Origin of the sequence: Actinopolymorpha sp. NPDC004070 (genome assembly GCF_040610475.1) — a bacterium.
In the GTDB taxonomy this organism is placed as follows: Bacteria; Actinomycetota; Actinomycetes; order Propionibacteriales; family Actinopolymorphaceae; genus Actinopolymorpha.
Genome location: NZ_JBEXMJ010000001.1, coordinates 466,452 through 485,657 on the forward strand (window position 1 = coordinate 466,452; position 19,206 = coordinate 485,657).

Annotated in this window: 17 protein-coding genes; 14 read left to right on the forward strand and 3 right to left on the reverse strand. The window is 71.4% G+C overall.

The genetic code is table 11. The features are described 5' to 3' along the window. Positions 1-114 precede the first annotated feature (114 nt). From trpS to ABZV93_RS02140, 3 genes are all read left to right on the forward strand, one after another. Positions 115-1,122 carry a tryptophan--tRNA ligase gene (trpS, locus tag ABZV93_RS02130; protein WP_354928850.1) on the forward strand — a complete coding sequence of 336 codons (1,008 nt, stop codon included), beginning with the start codon at positions 115-117 and terminating at the stop codon, positions 1,120-1,122. 13 nt (positions 1,123-1,135) lie between these two features. Beyond that, positions 1,136-1,744 (forward strand): 2'-5' RNA ligase family protein, encoded by a 609-nt coding sequence (locus tag ABZV93_RS02135; RefSeq protein ID WP_354928853.1) that lies wholly within the window; start codon positions 1,136-1,138, stop codon positions 1,742-1,744. Positions 1,745-1,908: 164 nt separating this feature from the next. Further along, a complete protein-coding gene (locus ABZV93_RS02140; RefSeq protein WP_354928856.1) occupies positions 1,909-3,048 on the forward strand; it encodes a YihY/virulence factor BrkB family protein in 1,140 nt (379 codons plus the stop codon). Here ABZV93_RS02140 and ABZV93_RS02145 read toward each other — a convergent pair. Beyond that, positions 3,027-4,322 (reverse strand): serine hydrolase, encoded by a 1,296-nt coding sequence (locus ABZV93_RS02145; RefSeq protein WP_354928859.1) that lies wholly within the window; start codon positions 4,320-4,322, stop codon positions 3,027-3,029. The genes ABZV93_RS02140 and ABZV93_RS02145 overlap by 22 nt on opposite strands. Before the next feature lie 255 nt (positions 4,323-4,577). Between ABZV93_RS02145 and ABZV93_RS02150 the strand changes: the two genes are divergently transcribed. Next, positions 4,578-5,525: a serine/threonine dehydratase gene (locus tag ABZV93_RS02150; RefSeq protein WP_354928862.1), complete on the forward strand. Its 948-nt coding sequence runs from the start codon at positions 4,578-4,580 to the stop codon at positions 5,523-5,525. A 58-nt stretch (positions 5,526-5,583) separates the two neighbouring features. Here ABZV93_RS02150 and ABZV93_RS02155 read toward each other — a convergent pair whose 3' ends face one another. Both ABZV93_RS02155 and ABZV93_RS02160 read right to left on the reverse strand, forming a co-directional pair. Further along, positions 5,584-5,850: a hypothetical protein gene (locus ABZV93_RS02155; RefSeq protein WP_354928865.1), complete on the reverse strand. Its 267-nt coding sequence runs from the start codon at positions 5,848-5,850 to the stop codon at positions 5,584-5,586. Positions 5,851-5,901: 51 nt separating this feature from the next. Next, positions 5,902-6,210: a hypothetical protein gene (locus ABZV93_RS02160; RefSeq protein ID WP_354928868.1), complete on the reverse strand. Its 309-nt coding sequence runs from the start codon at positions 6,208-6,210 to the stop codon at positions 5,902-5,904. Between the two features lie 343 nt (positions 6,211-6,553). Between ABZV93_RS02160 and ABZV93_RS02165 the strand changes: the two genes are divergently transcribed. The 10 genes from ABZV93_RS02165 to ABZV93_RS02210 all read left to right on the forward strand — a co-directional run bounded on the left by ABZV93_RS02165 (position 6,554) and on the right by ABZV93_RS02210 (position 19,198). Next, the gene (locus ABZV93_RS02165; RefSeq protein ID WP_354928871.1) at positions 6,554-7,609 is read left to right on the forward strand and encodes an XRE family transcriptional regulator; all 1,056 of its coding nucleotides are present in this window, start codon (positions 6,554-6,556) and stop codon (positions 7,607-7,609) included. Beyond that, the gene (locus ABZV93_RS02170) at positions 7,606-9,225 is read left to right on the forward strand and encodes a methylmalonyl-CoA mutase family protein (RefSeq protein WP_354928874.1); all 1,620 of its coding nucleotides are present in this window, start codon (positions 7,606-7,608) and stop codon (positions 9,223-9,225) included. The genes ABZV93_RS02165 and ABZV93_RS02170 overlap by 4 nt, the downstream gene beginning before the upstream one ends. A 168-nt stretch (positions 9,226-9,393) precedes the next feature. After that, complete coding sequence (locus ABZV93_RS02175) at positions 9,394-10,605, forward strand: amidohydrolase (RefSeq protein ID WP_354928877.1); 1,212 nt, start codon at positions 9,394-9,396, stop codon at positions 10,603-10,605. 331 nt (positions 10,606-10,936) lie between these two features. Then, on the forward strand, positions 10,937-12,070 hold the full coding sequence (locus ABZV93_RS02180) for a BMP family ABC transporter substrate-binding protein (protein ID WP_354928880.1): 1,134 nt from the start codon (positions 10,937-10,939) through the stop codon (positions 12,068-12,070). A gap of 95 nt (positions 12,071-12,165) precedes the next feature. Continuing rightward, positions 12,166-13,728, forward strand: coding sequence for an ABC transporter ATP-binding protein (locus ABZV93_RS02185; RefSeq protein ID WP_354928883.1), 1,563 nt, complete (start codon positions 12,166-12,168; stop codon positions 13,726-13,728). Then, on the forward strand, positions 13,725-14,864 hold the full coding sequence (locus tag ABZV93_RS02190) for an ABC transporter permease (protein WP_354928886.1): 1,140 nt from the start codon (positions 13,725-13,727) through the stop codon (positions 14,862-14,864). Before ABZV93_RS02185 ends, ABZV93_RS02190 begins: the two co-directional genes overlap by 4 nt. A 19-nt stretch (positions 14,865-14,883) precedes the next feature. Beyond that, positions 14,884-16,164, forward strand: a complete 1,281-nt coding sequence (locus ABZV93_RS02195) for an ABC transporter permease (RefSeq protein WP_354928889.1) — start codon at positions 14,884-14,886, stop codon at positions 16,162-16,164. A 151-nt stretch (positions 16,165-16,315) separates the two neighbouring features. Next, a complete protein-coding gene (locus ABZV93_RS02200; protein WP_354928892.1) occupies positions 16,316-16,753 on the forward strand; it encodes a cytidine deaminase in 438 nt (145 codons plus the stop codon). Further along, on the forward strand, positions 16,750-18,039 hold the full coding sequence (locus ABZV93_RS02205; RefSeq protein WP_354928895.1) for a thymidine phosphorylase: 1,290 nt from the start codon (positions 16,750-16,752) through the stop codon (positions 18,037-18,039). Before ABZV93_RS02200 ends, ABZV93_RS02205 begins: the two co-directional genes overlap by 4 nt. Before the next feature lie 46 nt (positions 18,040-18,085). Continuing rightward, positions 18,086-19,198 carry an adenosine deaminase gene (locus ABZV93_RS02210; protein WP_354928898.1) on the forward strand — a complete coding sequence of 371 codons (1,113 nt, stop codon included), beginning with the start codon at positions 18,086-18,088 and terminating at the stop codon, positions 19,196-19,198. Positions 19,199-19,206 lie beyond the last annotated feature (8 nt).

A 19,206-nucleotide genomic window follows, 5' to 3' on the forward strand; every position in this document is an offset into this window, starting at 1 on the left:
CGCGAACGGGCGTACCGCCGATCACGGTGATCATCCAGTATGCCGCACGCCCGCGCGGGTCCAGGTGTGGACGGCGGGTCGGTGCCCGGCGGCGGGGCTGGCACAATTCAGAGCATGTCGCGACCGCGCGTGTTCTCGGGCATCCAGCCCACCGCCGACTCCTTCCACCTGGGCAACTACCTCGGGGCGGTCCGGCAGTGGGTCGGCATGCAGGACGAGCACGACGCCTTCTACTGCGTCGTCGACCTGCACGCGATCACGATGGGCCACGACCCGGCGAAACTGCGCGAACGCAGCCTGCGCTCGGCGGCCCAGCTGCTGGCCGCGGGCCTGGACCCCGAGCGCTGCACGTTGTTCGTGCAGAGCCATGTCGCCGAGCACACCCAGCTGGCCTGGATCCTCGGCTGCCTGACGGGGTTCGGCGAGGCCGGCCGGATGACGCAGTTCAAGGACAAGACGCAGAAGCAGGGCGTCGAGGGCGCCACGGTCGGGTTGTTCACCTACCCCGTGCTGATGGCCGCGGACATCCTGCTCTACCAGACCGACGCCGTCCCGGTCGGTGAGGACCAGCGCCAGCACCTCGAGCTGAGCCGTGACCTCGCGCAGCGCTTCAACGCGAGGTTCGGCAAGACATTCCGGGTGCCCGAGCCGTTCATCCTGCCCGACACCGCCAAGATCTACGACCTGCAGGACCCCACCGCCAAGATGAGCAAGTCGGCCTCGTCGCCGAACGGCATCATCGACCTGCTGGACGACCCGAAGACCTCCGCCAAGCGGATCCGCAGCGCGGTCACCGACTCCGGCCGGGAGATCGCCTTCGACCGGGAGAACAAGCCCGGGGTCTCCAACCTGCTCACGATCTTGTCCGCGCTCGCCGGGCGCCCCGTCCCCGAGCTGGTGGACGCCTACGCCGGCAAGGGCTACGGCGACCTCAAGCGGGACGTCGCCGACGCCGTGGTGGAGTTCGTGACGCCCTACCGCGAGCGCACGCTGGCCCTGCTGGAAGACCCCGAGAGCCTGGACAACATCCTCGCCCGCGGAGCCGAGCGCGCCCGGACGGTGGCCGCGGAGACAATGCGCGAGGTCGAGGACCGGCTCGGTTTCGTCGTGGCGAAACGATAGGGCGGCGACACCCGTGCGCACGATCGGTGTCGCGGTCGCGATCCCCGAACCCTACGGCGGAGAGCTGCAACGCTGGCGGGCCGCGTTCGGTGACCCGCTCGCCGATGCCATCCCCACCCATGTGACGTTGCTGCCGCCGACCCAGGTCGACGACGACGCCATGGCCGCCATCGAACGCCACCTGCTGGCGGTGGCGGAGTCCGCGCAGCCGTTCACCATGCGGCTGCGGGGGACCGCGACCTTCCGGCCGGTGTCGCCGGTGGTGTTCGTGGCGGTCGCGGAGGGCATTTCGTCCTGCGAGCTGCTGGCCGAGGGCGTACGCAGCGGGGCGCTGCGGCGCGACCTCGCGTTCCCGTACCACCCCCACGTCACCATCGCGCACGACCTGCCCGACCACGTACTCGACAAGGCGTACGAGGCACTGGACAGCTACACCTGCGCCTTCACCGTGCAGACGTTCAGCCTGTTCGAGCACGGAGCCGACCTGGTGTGGCGGCCGCAGCGCGACTTCGCCCTGGGCGGGCCGCTGCCCGGCCCGGTGCCACCGGAGGAGCCGACCGGCGTGCCGGGGGAGGCCGGGGAGTCCGGCAACACACCCTGGGCGGGCCGGCCGGGCGCGTGACCGGTCCGGCGCGGCGCGGGCGATCGACCCGTCCGACCGTCCCCGGCGGGGCACACTGATCTTGCCGTCGTGAGCGGCTCCAGTCGGCCTCTGGTCGGCGTCCGGTCAGTTTCCGGTCAGCTCGCTCGCGGTGCCGGCAGGCCGCACGGGGAAGGGACGTTGGCATGGACGTTTCGCGGGTGCGGCAACGCCTGGACTACAAGGTGGCCCGGATGCGGGTGCGTTCGAAGCTGGTCGACCACCTGGCCCGGGCGCTGGCGCACTACAACAAGGTGCTGGGGAGCCAGCTCGCCGCGGCCGCGACGTACTACGCCTTCCTGTCCTTCTTTCCGCTGGTCGCGCTGGTGTTCGCCGCCGTCGGCTTCGTGGTGGAGTACGTCCCGGGGGCGAGGGACGCCGTCACCTCGGCGATGTCGTCGGTGCTGCCCGGGATGATCGGCACCGGCAGGAACCAGCTCGACGTCCAGGCCATCGCGCGCAACAAGGCGGGCGTGGGCATCATCGGCCTGGCGGTGCTGCTCTACTCCGGACTGAACTGGATCTCCGCGCTGCGCACGTCGCTGCAGGCGGTGTTCGCGGCCGTCGCGGAGGACACCCGCAACTTCGTGCTCAACAAGGTGTTCGACCTGGTCGTGCTGGTGGCGGTCGGCATCGTCCTGCTGGTGTCGGTGGGGGTGAGTACGGCCGTCACGGCGTTCGCCGACTTCGTCTTCAGCCTCGCCCACCTGACCAGGGTGCCCGGCGTGGGCGTGTTGTTGTGGGCGGTGGCGGCCGCGGTCGGCGTGGCCGCGAGTTCGGTGCTGTTCTTCACGCTCTACCGGCTGTTGCCCCGGCACGACGTACCGGCGAAGAAGCTGTGGCGCGGCGCGCTGCTGGCCGCCCTCGGGTTCGAGGTGCTCAAGCAGATCGCGGGCCTGATCCTCGGCACGGTGACCGGCAACCCGCTCTACGGCGCGTTCGCGGTGCTGGTGGCGCTGCTGGTGTGGATCAACTACTTCGACCGGCTGACCGTGCTCGGCGCCGCCTGGGCGGTCACCAGCGTGCCGGTGGAGAAGATGGCCCATCCGGAGAAGGCCGGCGGAGTGAGGCAGGTACGCGGGCAGGGCGCACGCGTGGGTGACGCGGCCGGCGTGGGGCCCACCTCTGCCGGAGGACGGGCCCAGCGCATCGGCCGGGGACTGTCGGCGGCGTTCGGCGCGTTCGCGGGCGGCCTCACCGTCGGCTGGCTGGCCACCCGGCGGGAGCGCCGGAAAGCCGAACGGCGGCGGCGCAGGACCGAGCGTCAGCGCCGGGAGCGTACGTAGCTGTAGACCCGCAGGCCCGCGAGGCCGAGGAACACCAGCAGCATCAGCCACAGCCAGACCGGCAGCCGCGGCCACGCGGACTCCGCCGCGGCGATGGCCACGCCCGGGTCGGTCGCTCCGGCCGCGCCGGGGGCGAGGGTGGGCACCGGGGTGGGCGTGGCCGCCGGGCTGGCCGGCCGGGTGGAACCGGGCTTCGGCGCCGCCGGCCTGGGCGCCCGGGCGGCCGCGGCCCGGGCCACGTCGTCGCCGGTGACCAGGTTGCCGACGGGTTTCGCCTTCGCGCCGACGGTGAACCCCCAGTCCAGCAAGGCGGCCGCGCGCGTCCAGTACGGCGACTTGGAGCGCATGATCACCACCACCAGCCGGCGGCCGTCCTGCTCCGCCGCGCCCACCAGCGTGTTGTGTGCCTTCGTGGTGTAGCCGTTCTTCACCCCGATCGCGCCGGGGTAGTGGCCGAGCAGCTTGTTGAGGTTCTGGATCTGGTACGTCCTCTTCCCTTTGCCCGGGAAGTTGTAGCGCAGGGTCGTGGCGTAGCGGCGGAAGTCGGGGCGGGCCATGCCCGCCCGCGCGACCAGCGCCAGGTCGTAGGCGGACGACACCTGGCCGGGCTCGTCCAGCCCACTGGTGTTGACCGCGTGGGTGTCGAACGCGCCGAGCCGGCGCGCCTCGGTGTTCATCATCTCGACCGCGGTGCGGGTGCCCCCGGCGGCGTTGCCCAGCGCGTTGGCGGCGTCGTTGCCGGAGGGCAGGAACAGGCCGTAGAACAACTGGTCGATGGTGTACGCGCGACCGGTCTCGATCCCGACCCGGCTGCCCTCCACCCGCGTGTCGGCGGGCACCGCGGTGTAGCGGGCTCGCTTGTCCAACCGGGGCAGCAAAGTGACCGCGGTCAGGGTCTTGAGCGTGCTCGCCGGGGGAAGGGGGACGTGGGCGTTCTTGGAAGCGAGGACCTGGCCGGTGTCGAGGTCGGCCACGACGTAGGACGCGACGTCGACCTTCGGCGGCGCCGGAGCGGACTTTCGGTCCACCACCACACCGCGGCGTCCGAGCGCCGCGCCACCGACCGGACCGGTGAACGGGTTGGCGGTGGGAACCGGCGTCGCGGACGGTCCAGGCACGGGCGGGGTGGTGGGCGTCGGCTTCGCATCGGGTGCGCCGGGTGCCGCACCGGCGGGAACGGCGGTCAGGCCGAGGGTGGTCGCCACACCGAGCACGAGAACGCAGACCAGGCGGGCGATTCGGCTGGGCGTACCGGCACGGACAACGGCGTGCACCGGGCGCACAGGACACACGTGTCCCACGGTCAGGCCGGCCCGTTCACGGGGGCTGGGATGATCGGCTGGGGGCATGGTGCCGCACAGGGTAGTACCTGACGCTGGAGAAGGGGACGGTCACCGGTGGTGATGTCTGCGGAGCGGGAGAACGTGAACCACACCGACCGCGCGGATCACACCGACCGCGAGGACGGTTCGGGCCACACGGGCCACACGGGCCACACGGGCCATACGCAGGACGACACGGCCGATGACGTGGGCCGTGCCGAGATCCTGCGGCTGCCGGGAGAACGCGAACTCGCCGCGGCGGCGGAGCGGCTGCGCGGACAGGTCAGGCGTACTCCCGTTCTGGAACTCGACGGGGCGGAACTCGGCGTACCTGCGCGGGTCCTCGTCAAGCTGGAGTTGCTTCAGCACACGGGTTCGTTCAAGGCCCGGGGTGCCCTCAACACACTTCTCCTCCGGCCGCCCGCCGGCGACGGAGTGGTGGCGGCGTCCGGGGGTAACCACGGCGCCGCCGTCGCCTGGGCTGCCGCCCGGGTGGCTGTGCCCGCGCGAGTCTTCGTCCCGGCCACGTCGCCTCCGGTGAAGGCTGCACGCGTCGCGTCGTACGGCGCGGAGGTGGTCGTGGTCGACGGCTACTACCCCGAGGCGTTCGCCGCCGCCGAACGCTGGGCCGCCGGGCGTTCGGTGGTGCGGGTGCACGCCTACGACGCGCCGGAGGTGGTGGCGGGTCAGGCGACGCTCGGCCTGGAGATCGCCGAGCAGGTGCCGGAGGTGTCCACGGTGCTGGTGTCCTGCGGCGGGGGAGGGTTGTACGCCGGGACCGGGCTGGCGCTGGCCGGCCGGGCCGCGGTGGTGCCGGTGGAGCCGGAGCGCTGCCCGTCGCTGTCGGCCGCGGTGGCGGCCGGTGGACCTGTGCCGGTCGAGGTCGGCGGCGTGGCCGCGGACAGCATGGGTGCGGGGCTGGTCGGCCGGCACGGGTACGCCGTCGCCGCGCCCTCCCGCACCACGCCGCTGCTGGTGCCCGACGAGGCGATCGTCGCCGCGCGGCGGTTCCTCTGGGAACGCTGCCGCGTCCTCGCCGAGCCCGGCGGGGCGACGGCGTTCGCGGCCCTGCTGTCCGGCGCGTTCACGCCGGTGGCGGGCGAGACCGTGGTCGTGGTGGTGTCCGGTGGCAACACCACCGACGTGCCGACCTGAGCCAGCCGACCCGAGCGCGGCCGATCCGAACGCAGCCGACCGTTCAGCGGACCGGAGCTCAGCGGCCGGCGGACACCTCGTCGCGGCCCTGACCCGGCCCCGCCTCGCCGGCGCCGGTCCGCTCCGCCTTCAGGGCCTGCCAGCCGATTCGGCCCAGGACGACCGCGATGGCGAGGTTGACGACGATCAGCACCGTGTGGGCGACGTAGAAGCCCGTCGGGCGCCCTTCGGTCCTGGCCAGATTGCGGATGAACGTGGCGTAGGTGACGACGTTCCAGCCCGCCACCGCGAGCAGCAGGGCGGAGATCTTCCTGGTGATACGCACCACCCCAGTATGACCAGCTGACCTGGGCGGGGAGAGCCGCGGCCGGCCGTCTCACTGCTGGATGCCGAACGGTGGTTCGACGAGCTCCTTCACCCACGCGATGAGGCTCTCCAGGTCGTCGGCGTCGGCGACCGGGCGGCATCCGGTCCGGCGGAAGACCCACCGCCCGTCCCAGCGGTCACAGCGGAGGACGACCGAGATCTCCGGCAGCGAGGGGTAGGGAATCTCGATGCCGTACTGCTTGCCGGCCATGCCCACGCGGGGATGGGAACGGTAACCGGCGGACTTCAGGGCTATCCGTGCGGACTCGATCAGCTCGTCGCGCTGCCGGTCCTCCGCCGGCGGGGCCTCTGTCGTCATGGATCTGCCTGCCTCCTTCGTGATCGTGCGAACCACGACCCGGCCACGTGATCGCGCGGGGTGTGGTGTGCGGACGCAGCCCTCGCCGGCACTCGGCTTCGGAGTCACCGACCTCGGGCAGGGCTCAAGCATTCGGTGGGTGGGCGTGACCAGGCGAGGTCCCACGGCGGACCTGTGGCGGACCTGTGCCGGACCCGGATGGCACCCGGGGGACCTGTGCCGGACCTCGTCGGGAACCTCCGCGCTCGGCGTGGGCGTCGGTCGGTGCCTGCCGGTACAACTTCCTGGAGCGTTCGTGGGCGGGCGTTCCGACGAGCGGGGGCCTGGCCACCAGGAGGAGTGGATGACGGGGAGACGAGACACCGCCCCTCGCACCGTGCTGGAGCACCTGATCCGCCAGCGCGACCAGACCTACGACGAGCTGGCCGAGGCGTTCGAGACGCTCGCCCGGCAGACCGGTGAACGCGGGGCGAGCATGTCCGCGCGGCACCTGCGCCGGCTCGCGTCCGGGCAGCGCACCGGCATGACGCCGGTCACCCGCCGGGTGCTGCAGGCGATGTTCGGCCGGCCCGCCGCCGAGCTGGTCGCGCCGTACGCCACGACCGGTCCGACGCTCGCGACCGGCCCGTTCGCCGGCCCGGCCGGTGCGACCGGGACGGCAACCAGGTCCGGTCAGGACGCCGCCGTCGCGCGGGATGCCGACGATCTGGACGTCCTGGAGCGGGCCGCCAGGCGGGCGCGCGGGTTCGGATTGCTGGTCGCCCGCACCACCCTCGGTGAGGAGAGCCTGGAGCAGGTGTACGCCGAGGTGCGCCAGCTCACCCACGCCTACCAGCAGCGGCCGCTGCCGCGGATCCTGGGCACTCTCGCCGCCACCCAGGACCTGCTGTTCACCCTGCTCGAGGGCCCGCAGCGTCCCACGCACGTACGCCGGCTGTACTTCGCCGCCGCCCTCGTCTCCGGGATGCTGGCCAAGCTCGCCCACGACCGGGTGGACGCTCCCAACGCGATGGCGCACGCGCACGCCGCGTTCGTGTGCGCCGACCTCGCCGACCACAACGGCCTGCGGGCGTGGGCGCGTGGCCTGCAGTCGGTGGTGTCGTACTGGATCGGCCGGCCGCAGGACGCGATCCGCTACGCCCAGGCGGGCGCCGACTACGCCACCACCGACGGGACCGAGGTCTGGCTGCACGCGAGCGAGGCCCGTGCCCTGGCCGTCCTCACCCGGGCCCGGCCGGGGGCGCCGTCTACCGGCCGCCAGGGGTTCTACTACGCCGCGGACGCCATGGCCTGGCTGCCCACCGACCTGCGTGAGGACGTCGAGGTGCTCCACCGCGACGCGTCGGCGTGGGAGGACGCCGCTCGTGGATATCCTCGTCGCGGAGGCGAGAACCCATGACCGATGCCGCTGCGTCGAAACCTTCCCCCTCACGCCCGGCGCGGGTGGGGGAGTCCGGCCTGCCGATCAAGCCCGTCTATGGACCCGGCGACCTCGCCGGCTGGACGCCCGCGAGCCAGTTGGGCGAGCCCGGCTCCTATCCGTACACCCGGGGTGTCTACCCGACGATGTACACCGGCCGACCGTGGACGATGCGGCAGTACGCCGGCTTCGGCACCGCGGCGGAGTCCAACCGCCGTTACCACCAGCTGATCGAGGCGGGCACCGCCGGCCTGTCGGTGGCCTTCGACCTGCCCACCCAGATGGGGTACGACTCCGACGCGCCGATCGCGCACGGCGAGGTCGGCAAGGTCGGGGTGGCGATCGACTCCGTCGAGGACATGCGGCTGCTCTTCGACGGCATCCCGCTGGACCAGGTGTCCACGTCGATGACGATCAACGCACCGGCCGCGGTGTTGCTGCTGCTCTACCAACTCGTCGGCGAGGAACACGGCGTCGACCCCGCCCGGCTGAACGGGACCATCCAGAACGACGTGCTGAAGGAGTACATCGCCCGCGGCACCTACATCTATCCGCCGAAGGCCTCGCTGCGGTTGGTGTCGGACATCTTCGGCTACTGTCAAGCCGAGCTTGCGCGGTTCAACACGATCTCCATCTCCGGTTACCACATGGCCGAGGCGGGTGCCACGCCCGCGCAGGAGATCGCGTTCACGTTGGCCGACGGCATCGAGTACGTCCAGGCCGCGATCGCCGCCGGGCTCGACGTGGACGAGTTCGCGCCGCGGCTGTCGTTCTTCTTCGTCGCCCGTACGACCCTGCTGGAGGAGGTGGCGAAGTTCCGCGCCGCCCGCAGGATCTGGGCGCAGGTGATGCGCGACCGGTTCGGCGCGCGCAACCCGAAGTCGCAGATGCTGCGGTTCCACACCCAGACCGCGGGCGTGCAGTTGACCGCGCAGCAGCCCGAGGTCAACCTGGTCCGGGTCGCCGTCCAGGGACTCGCGGCGGTGCTGGGCGGCACGCAGTCGCTGCACACCAACGCCTACGACGAGGCGATCGCGCTGCCCAGCGAGAAGGCCGCCCGGCTGGCGTTGCGTACCCAACAGGTGCTGGCGTACGAAACCGACGTGACCGCGACCGTCGACCCGTTCGCCGGCTCCTACGCCGTGGAGTCGATGACCGACGCGGTGGAGGAGGCCGCGCGGTCGCTGATGCAGACGGTCGAGGACCTCGGTGGCGCCGTGGCAGCGATCGAGAAGGGTTACCAGAAAGCAGAGATCGAGCAGGCGGCGTACCAGATCTCGCGCGACATCGACGGCGGCGAACGGGTCGTGGTGGGCGTCAACAGGTACGTCGTTCCCGACGACGAGCGCTACGAGCCGCTGCGGGTCGACCCCGCCATCGAGGAGGGCCAGCGCGGCCGGTTGGCCAAACTGCGCGCCGACCGGGACGCGGAGGAGGTGCAAGCCTGCCTTGCGGAGCTGCGGTCGGCGGCCGCGGGTTCGGACAACGTGCTCTACCCGATGAAGCGGGCGCTGGCCGCCCGGGCGACCGTCGGCGAGGTCTGCGACGCGCTGCGGGAGGTGTGGGGCGTCTACACCCCGGCCGACGCGATCTGATCCCTCCCCGCGGATCGTCCCGGGGGCCGTCGCGCGGACTGCCATCCCACGTTGGTTTTCGGGCCCGGCCGGATGGGCGCGGGGTGAGACGGTGGGTGAGGAGCCGGAACCGACGGCGAAAGCAGGGTGGGCGTGCGGGACAAATCGGGCGGGGTGGACAATCGTTTGGTGCCCCTCGACTCAGCTGTCGTTGCCGAGGTGGACCGGCTCGCCAAGACCTACGCCGACGAGCTGATCGCATTCCGGCGCGATCTTCACACCCATCCCGAACCCGGCCGCGAGGAGTTCCGGACCACCCGGGTGGTCAGCGACCGCCTGGAAACGGCCGGCCTCGCCCCCGTCCGCCTGCCCGTGGGCACCGGGCTGCTCTGTGACGTGGGCGGGCCCGACCTCGGGCCGGCCAAGGCCGCCTTGCGTGCCGACCTGGACGCGTTGCGGGTCGTGGACGAGAAGACCGTTCCCTATCGCTCCAGCCGTCCCGGCGTGTGCCACGCCTGCGGCCACGACGCGCACACCGCGATCGTGCTCGGTGCCGGGCTGGTGCTCGGCGAGCTCGCCGCGGCCGGGATGCTCGGCAACCGTGTGCGCCTGGTGTTCCAGCCCGCCGAGGAGATCATCCCCGGTGGCGCGCTGGACGTGCTCGCCACCGACGGCGCGCTGGCCGGGGTGGAGCAGATCTTCGCAGTCCACTGCGACCCGCGGCTGGAGGTGGGCACCGTCGGCCTGCGCGCCGGGCCGGTCACCTCCGCCGCCGACCGGGTGCACGTACGCCTCACCGGCCCGGGCGGGCACACCGCCCGGCCGCACCTGTCCGCGGACCTCGTCCACGCCCTGTCCACGTTGGTGAGCCAGCTCCCGCTGGCGCTGAGCCGGCGGGTCGACCCGCGCGGCGGGCTGACCTTGGTCTGGGGTCGCATCCAGGCCGGCGCCGCGCCGAACGCCATCCCCATGGAGGGCGAGGCCGAGGGCACCCTGCGCTGCCTGGACGTCAATGTCTGGGAGTCAGCCGCCGAACTCGTTCCCGTGCTCGCGCACCAGATCGTGGCTCCCTACGGCGTGAGCGTGCAGGCCGAAGTGCACCGCGGCGTACCACCGGTGGTCAACGACCCCTTCGCGATCGGCCTTCTGCAGCGGGCGGTGGAGGCCACGATGGGCCGCGACGCCGTGGGCACGACCGAGCAGAGCCTGGGCGGTGAGGACTTCGCGTGGTACCTCACCAGATCCCGCGGAGCCCTTGCCCGCCTGGGAGTACGCCCGGCAGGCAGCACCCGGCCGTTCGACATCCACCAGGGCACGTTCGACATCGACGAGCACGCCATCTCCGTCGGCGTACGCACTCTGGTCGGCGCCGCGCTGCTCGCCAACGAGGACGACGACTGAAGCCTGAGCCACTGCGGTGAGAACCGTCCGCCCTCCCGCGTGTGCGCCCGGTGTAACAGCCTCATAACCGGCGAACGAACTCAGGCATTCGTGGCGACCCGGACGACCGCGCCGGACGAGACGGATTCGCCCGTATCGCACTCGGAGCGGAAGATGCTCCGGCCCGCGGCCAAGGTCACGGGAGGATCACATGGCCGGGATCCGAAGCCGCGGTTCTTCACCTTCCCTCGGCGCACCTTATAGTCACCCATGCGTATCGCGCGGCGTCCTTCGTCGACGCCCGTTCGCGTGCGCGGGTACCCCACCCGATCGGGCACGCTGAGGAGGCGTTTTGACGAAGTACCTGAAGGGCCTCGCGGTCCTTGGTGCGGTGGCTCTGGTGGTCACCGGCTGTGGAAGCAAGCCGACCGAGAGCAACTCGGCCTCGGGCGGGAACGGCGGCTCGAAGTCGAACGCGTCGGCCAAGGACTTCCGCGCCTGCATGGTTTCCGACTCCGGAGGTTTCGACGACAAGTCCTTCAACCAGACGTCCTACCAGGGCTTCCAGGACGCGGCGAAGGAACTGAACATCAAGACCTCGACCGCGGAGTCGAAGTCCGACAGCGACTACTCCAAGAACGTCGGCGGCATGGTCGACGCGAAGTGCAACGCCATCGTGACCGTGGGCTTCAAGCTCGGTGACCAGACGGCGAAGTCGGCGGCGGCCAACCCGAACATCAAGTGGGGCATCGTCGACTACGACATCGCCGCCACCGACCTGAAGAAGACCGGCCTGAAGGAGGTGCCGAAGAACGTCAAGTCGCTGCTCTTCGACACCGCCCAGTCCAGCTTCCTCGCGGGCTACCTCGCCGCCGGCATGACGAAGACCGGCAAGGTCGGCACCTTCGGCGGTCTGCCCATCCCCACCGTCACGATCTTCATGGACGGTTACTGGGAGGGCGTGCAGTACTACAACAAGGTGAAGAAGAAGAACGTCCAGGTTCTCGGCTGGAGCGAGCAGTCCCAGAAGGGCCTGTTCACCAACGACTTCGAGAACAAGGCGCAGGGCAAGAACACCGCCAGCAACCTGATCAGCCAGGGCGCGGACATCATCTTCCCGGTCGCCGGCCCCGCCGGTCTGGGTGGCCTGCAGGCCGCGAAGGCCTCCGGCGGCAAGGTCAACGCGATCTGGGTGGACACCGACGGCTGCAAGAGCGCGGCGGAGTACTGCGACGTACTGCTCACCAGCGTCTACAAGGGCATGGACGTCGCGGTGAAGGACGTCGTGACGACCGCGGCCGACGACAAGTTCGACAGCACCGCCTACGTCGGCACGCTCAAGAACGACGGCACCGGCCTGTCGCCGTACCACCAGTGGGACAGCAAGATCCCGTCCGAGCTCAAGGACGAGATAGGCCGGCTGAAGCAGGACATCATCGACGGCAAGATCACCATCAAGTCGAAGGCGCAGCCGCAGTCGAAGTGACCGCGGCGCGACTCCTGTCAGCCGTGGGGGAGGGCCGGTGCGGCGCACCGGCCCTCCCCGCCGCACGGATGCGCACCTTCAGGCTGGAGTAGTGCATGAAGCTCGAACTCCGCGGGCTCACCAAACGGTTCGGGTCCCTCGTCGCCAACGACCACATCGACCTGACGTTCGAGTCCGGGCGGATCCACTGTCTGCTCGGCGAGAACGGCGCCGGGAAGAGCACGTTGATGAACATGCTCTTCGGGCTGCTGCGTCCCGACGAGGGCGAAGTGCTCGTCGACGACACTCCGGTGTCGTTCGGCTCACCGGGTGAGGCGATCGCGGCCGGCATCGGGATGGTCCACCAGCACTTCATGCTGGTGCCCGTCTTCACCGTCGCCGAGAACGTCGTCCTGGGACGCGAACGCACCCGCGGCCTCGGCCTGCTCGACCAGCGGGCGGCCCGGTCCCTGGTGCGCGACCTGTCGGAGCGCTACGGCCTGGCCGTGGATCCCGACGCCCGGGTGGAGGACCTCCCGGTCGGCGTACAGCAGCGGGTGGAGATCCTCAAGGCACTGGCCAACGAGGCCAAGGTGCTGATCCTCGACGAGCCGACCGCGGTGCTCACCCCGCAGGAGATCGACGAGCTGATCGAGGTGATGCGGGCACTGCGGGAGAACGGCACCACGGTCGTCTTCATCACGCACAAGCTCAAGGAGGTGCGGGCGATCGCCGACACGATCACGGTGATCCGCCGCGGGTCCGTGGTCGGCACGGTCGCCCCGGACGCCTCCGAGGCCGAGCTCGCCGAGCTGATGGTCGGGCGTCCGGTGCAACTCCAGGTTGACAAGGCGCCGGCGGCCCCCACCGAGCCCAAGCTGACGGTGCAGGACCTGAGCGTCGTGGACGGCCAGGGCCTGGTCGCCGTCGACGACGTGTCGTTCGACGTGCGTGGCGGGGAGATCCTCGGCATCGCCGGCGTCCAGGGCAACGGCCAGACCGAGCTCGTCCAGGCTCTGGTCGGGTTGGTCGACGTGGCCGCCGGATCGGTACGCCTCGGCGGGCGGGAGCTCGTCGGTACGACACCGCGCCAGCACCTCGCCGCCGGGATCGGCTACATCCCCGAGGACCGCTCCCACGACGGGTTCGTCGGCTCGTTCTCGGTGGCGGAGAACCTCATCCTTGACCTCTTCCGCGGTGCGCCGTTCGCCCGTCGGGGATCGCTGTCCCAAGCCGCCGTACGCGACAACGCCGACCACCGGGTCGAGGAGTTCGACGTCCGTACGCAGTCGGTGGACACACCGGTGAGCGCCCTGTCGGGCGGCAACCAGCAGAAGGTCGTGCTGGCCCGGGAGCTGTCCCGCCCGCTGGAGCTCCTCATCGCCGCGCAGCCCACCCGCGGCCTGGACGTGGGCTCCATCGAGTTCGTCCACCGCCGCATCGTCGCCGAGCGCGACCAGGGCACGGCGGTGGTGATCGTGTCCACGGAGTTGGAGGAGATCGTGGCTCTCGCGGACCGGATCGCGGTGATGTACCGCGGCCGGCTGGTCGGCATCGTCGGTACGGACACGCCGTGGGACCAGCTGGGCTGCATGATGGCCGGCGTACCGGTCGAGGAGGCCGCACAGCTGGCGCAGGCCAACCCGACCGCCGTGGGAACGCTGGAGGACGCCTCGTGAGCGGCACCCGTCCGGCCTGGGCCCGCGAGCTCGTGGTGAGCGTGGCCGCGGTCGTGCTCGCGCTGGCGGTCGGCGCGGTGCTGATCATCGTCAGCGACGCCGAGGTGCTGTCCACCTGGACGTACTTCTTCGCCTATCCGCCCGACGCGCTGTCGGCGTCGTGGTCGGCGGTGGCCGACGCGTACGGTGCGTTGTTCTCCGGCGCGTTCGGCGGACTGCGGCAACTCGCCGAGACGCTGGTGCAGGCGACCCCGCTGATCTGCGGCGGCCTCGGCGTCTCGCTGGCGTTCCGGGCCGGGCTGTTCAACATCGGCGCCCAAGGCCAGCTGATCATCGGCGCGCTGTGCGCCGCCTGGGTCGGCTTCACCCTGCACCTCCCGCCCGGCCTGCACGTGCTCGTCGCGCTGGTCGCGGGTGTGCTCGGCGGGGCGCTGTGGGGTGGCATCGTCGGTGTGCTCAAGGCCCGCACCGGGGCGCACGAGGTGATCCTCACGATCATGCTCAACTACGTCGCGCTCTACCTCCTGCAGTGGCTGCTCACCACCAACGCCTTCCAGCGTCCGGGCCGCAACGACCCGATCAGCCCGGTGGTGGACGGGTCCGCGCAGTTCCCGGCGATTCCGGGCTCCCGGCTGCACCTGGGCTTCCTGGTCGCGCTGCTGGCCGCCGGGGCGGTGTGGTGGCTGCTCACCCGGTCGACCACAGGCTTCCAGCTGCGGGCGGTGGGCGCCAACCCCGACGCCGCCCGGACGGCCGGGATGAGCGTCGGTACGGCGTACACGCTGGCGATGCTCGGGGCCGGCGCGCTGGCCGGCCTGGCCGGCGTCCAGCAGGTGCTCGGCACCAACTCACCGCTGACGGACGGGATCGCCGGCACCGTCGGCTTCGACTCGATCACCGTCGCCCTGCTCGGCCGGGCGTCACCGATCGGCACGGTCGTCGCCGGCCTGGTGTTCGGTGCCCTGAACGCCGGTGGCCTGCAGATGCAGCTGCAGACCCAGACGCCGCTCACGCTGACCACGGTGCTGCAGGCGACGATCGTGTTGTTCATCGCCGCGCCGGCACTGGTCCGCGCGGTGTTCCGGATCCGGGGCGAGGGCGCGGGAGCCGTGCTCGCCAAGGGCTGGAACGCGTGAGGGACGAGGAGCCGACCCGATGACCACGACCCTCACCCGGCCCGAGAGGTCCGCCGCGATCGAGTCGCCGGAGGAGCGCCGCCGGCGGATCCGGACCGGCATCCTCGCGCTGGTACTCGCCGTCCTCGGCGTGCTGCTCGCGGTGTTCACCGCACCCAAGACCGCGAAGTTCGGCCTGTCCGACCAGTTCGCGGCCGCGCAGCTGCCCGACATCTCCCTTCCAGCTCTGCCGGTGGCGCTCGCGCTGGCTGCATACGCGCTGGTGGTGGCGCTCACCCAGCTGTTCCGCGGCGTGCGCGGCCGCTGGGCGCGACTGCTGTGGGTGGGCTTCGCGCTCGCCCTGGTGGTGACGTTCCTGTGCTGGGCGGCGGCGGGCAAGACGTTCCCGCTCACCAACCAGCTGCAGGGGACGCTCAACCTCGCCACCCCGCTGATCCTCGGCGCGCTCGCGGGCGTGCTGTGCGAGCGCGCGGGCGTCATCAACGTCGCGATCGAGGGACAGTTCCTCGCCGGGGCGTTCGCCGCCGCGGTGGTGACGTCGGCCACCGGCAGCTTCTGGGCCGGTGCGTTCGCGGCGATCCTGGCCGGTGTGCTGATCGCGGCGATGCTCGCGGTGTTCGCCATCCGCTACCGCGTCAACCAGGTGGTGCTGGGCGTGGTGCTGGTGGTGTTCGCCTCCGGCATCACCGGCTTCCTGTTCGACCAGTTCGTGAAGTCGGACTCCCAGCGCTACAACAACCCCGGCGTACTCCCGAACGTCCCGATCCCGGTGCTGTCTGCGATCCCGGTGATCGGGCAGACGTTCTTCGCCCAGACGCTGCTGGTCTACGCGATGTACGTCGCGGTGGCGGTCGTCACCGTGGTGCTGTTCAAGACCCGCTGGGGACTGCGGGTGCGGTCGGTGGGCGAGCACCCGCGCGCCGCCGACACGGTGGGGATCAACGTGCTCCGCATCCGCTACCAGGCGGTGCTGGCCGGTGGGATCGTGGCCGGCCTCGGCGGTGCGTTCTTCACCATCGGCTTCACCGGCAGCTTCGACAAGGACCTCACGGCGGGCCAGGGCTTCATCGCGCTGGCCGCGCTGATCATGGGCCGGTGGAACCCGCTCGGCGCGACGGTGGCGGCGTTGTTCTTCGGCTTCACCCAGCAGCTGCAGGGTCAGCTGCAGATCCTGCAGACACCCATTCCGGGTGAGCTGCTGGTGATGGCGCCCTACCTCGCGACGGTCGTCGCGGTGGCCGGGGCGGTCGGCCGGGTGCGGCCCCCGAAGGCGGACGGCGAACCCTACGAGAAGGGCTAGCTCTCGGCTGGGACCCGGCTGCGACCTGGCAGGGGTCCTGCCCTGGGCCGCGAGCCGGTCCCGGTCGGGTGTGCCGGTAGCCCGGATCCGGGAACGAGTGGGGGACACGAGGACGTGGATACGAACGTGGGGTACGAACGTGGACGGTGACGTGAGCGGCGAAGAGGTGGACTGGGCCGGGCTGCGGGCGGCGGCCCGGGAGGTGATGGCCGGGGCGTACGTGCCGTACTCCCGCTACCCGGTCGGGGCCGCGGCGCTCACCGACGGCGGCCGGGTCGTGGTCGGCTGCAACGTCGAGAACGCGTCGTACGGCATGACGCTGTGCGCGGAGTGCGGGCTGGTTTCGGCCCTCCACGCCACCGGCGGCGGCCGGCTGGTCGCATTCACCTGCTGCGACGGGCAGGGCGCCCTGCTGATGCCCTGCGGCCGGTGCCGCCAGCTGCTGTGGGAGCACGGCGGCCCGCGGCTGCTGGTGGACACCCCGCGCGGAGTGCTGCCGATGACCGAGGTCCTTCCCGACGCGTTCGGGCCGGACCACCTGACCGAGTACCAGACCGGATCCGAGACCGGGAGCGAGGCCCGCCCGTGACCGAACACTTCGACGCCGTCGACGTCATCCGCGCCAAGCGGGACGGCCACCGGCTCGCGGACGCGCAGATCGACTGGGTGGTGGACGCCTACACCCGCGGGGTGGTCGCCGACGAGCAGATGTCGGCGCTGTTGATGGCGATCCTGCTGCGCGGCATGGAGCCCGCCGAGATCGCCCGCTGGACCCAGGCGATGATCTCCTCGGGTGAGCGGCTGGACTTCGCCGGCGTGGGCCGGCCGACCGCCGACAAGCACTCCACCGGCGGCGTCGGCGACAAGATCACCCTGCCGCTGGCGCCGGTGGTCGCCGCGTGCCGCGTCGCCGTACCCCAGCTGTCAGGACGCGGGCTCGGCCACACCGGGGGGACCCTGGACAAGCTGGAGTCGCTGAAGGGCTGGCGGGCGTCGCTGTCGTACGACGAGATCGTGTCCCAGTTGCGCGACGTCGGCGCGGTCGTCTGCGCACCCACCGACACGCTGGCGCCCGCGGACCGCAAGCTGTACGCCCTGCGCGACGTGACCGGCACCGTCGAGTCGATCCCGCTGATCGCCAGTTCGATCATGAGCAAGAAGATCGCCGAGGGCACCGGTGCGCTCGTCCTGGACGTGAAGGTCGGCTCCGGCGCGTTCATGAAGAACGCCGACGATGCCCGCACGCTCGCCGCCACGATGGTCGAGCTCGGCCGGTCCGCCGGCGTACGTACCGTCGCGCTGCTCACCGACATGAGCACCCCCCTCGGCCTGACGGCCGGGAACGCGCTGGAGGTACGCGAGTCGGTGGAGGTACTCGCCGGCGGCGGGCCGCACGACGTGGTGGAGCTGACCGTGGCGCTGGCCCGGGAGATGCTCACCGCCGCCGGTGCGGCCGGCGGCCCCGACCCGAGCGACGTCCTCAAGGACGGTACGGCGATGGACGTGTGGCGGTCGATGATCCGCGCCCAGGGCGGCGACCCGGACGCGGACCTGCCGCGGGCCGCGCACACCGAGGTCGTGCCGGCGCCCGCGGAGGGCGTGCTCGTACGCCTGGACGCCTACCAGGTCGGGTTGGCCGCGTGGCGGCTCGGCGCCGGGCGGTCGCGCAAGGAGGACCCGGTGTCGGCTGGTGCCGGGGTGGAGCTGCACGCCAAGCCGGGCGCGGTGGTCCGCGTCGGGCAGCCACTGCTCACCCTGCACGCCGACGACCCGGCGAAGTTCGCCCGGGCGCAGGAAGCCTTGGAGGGCGCGGTGGAGATCGCACCGCGAGGCGCCCGCACCGACCAGAAGCTGATCCTCGGCCGGATCGACTGAACGGCCACACCGAGCAACCCGAGTCGCCTGAGGAGACCATCCGACGATGAAGATCACTCCCGAGGAGATCGTCCGCGCGCCGAAGGTCCTGCTGCACGACCACCTCGACGGCGGGCTGCGTCCGCGGACGGTGGCCGAGCTCGCCGCCCGGATCGGGCACGAGCTTCCGGCCGAGCCCGACCGGCTCGGTGAGTGGTTTCGCGAGTCGGCCGACTCGGGTTCGCTGGAGCGCTACCTGGAGACCTTCGCCCACACCGTCGCCGTCATGCAGACCGCCGAGTCGCTGACGAGGGTGGCCACCGAGTGCGTGGAGGACCTCGCCGCCGACGGCATCGTGTACGCCGAGGTGCGCTACGCGCCGGAGCTGCACCTGGACGGCGAGCTGAACCTCGACGACGTGGTGCGCGCGGTCGGCGCCGGCTTCGCCGAGGGGGAGCGGCGGGCGGCGGAGGCAGGCCGGCACATCGTGGTGCGCCAGATCGTCACCGCGATGCGGCACGCCGCCCGGTCGATGGAGATCGCCGAACTCGCGGTGCGCTACCGCGACCAGGGCGTGGTGGGCTTCGACATCGCCGGTGCCGAGGCCGGCTACCCGCCCACCCGGCACCTGGACGCGTTCGAGTACCTCCAGCGGGAGAACGCGCACTTCACCATCCACGCCGGTGAGGGCTTCGGGCTGCCGTCGATCTGGCAGGCGATCCAGTGGTGCGGGGCCGACCGGCTGGGACACGGCGTCCGCATCGTCGACGACATCACCCACACCGCCGACGGCGACGTCCGACTGGGCCGGCTCGCGGCGTACGTGCGGGACAAGCGCATCCCGTTGGAGATGTGCCCCTCGTCCAACGTGCAGACCGGCGCGGCGCCTTCGCTGGCCGAGCACCCGGCGGGGCTGCTGACCAGGTTGCGGTTCCGCGTCACGATCAACACCGACAACCGGCTGATGAGCGGTACGTCGCTGTCGCGGGAGTTCGCCGGACTTGCCGACGCGTTCGGGTACGAGCTGGCGGATTTGCAGTGGTTCACCCTCAACGCGATGAAGAGCGCCTTCCTGCCGTTCGACCAGCGGCTGGCCCTGATCAACAATGTGATCAAGCCGGGGTACGCCGCGCTCGGCGCCGAGCGGGCCTTTGCCCAGATGAACCAAGGGACCTTCTGACCTCGCCC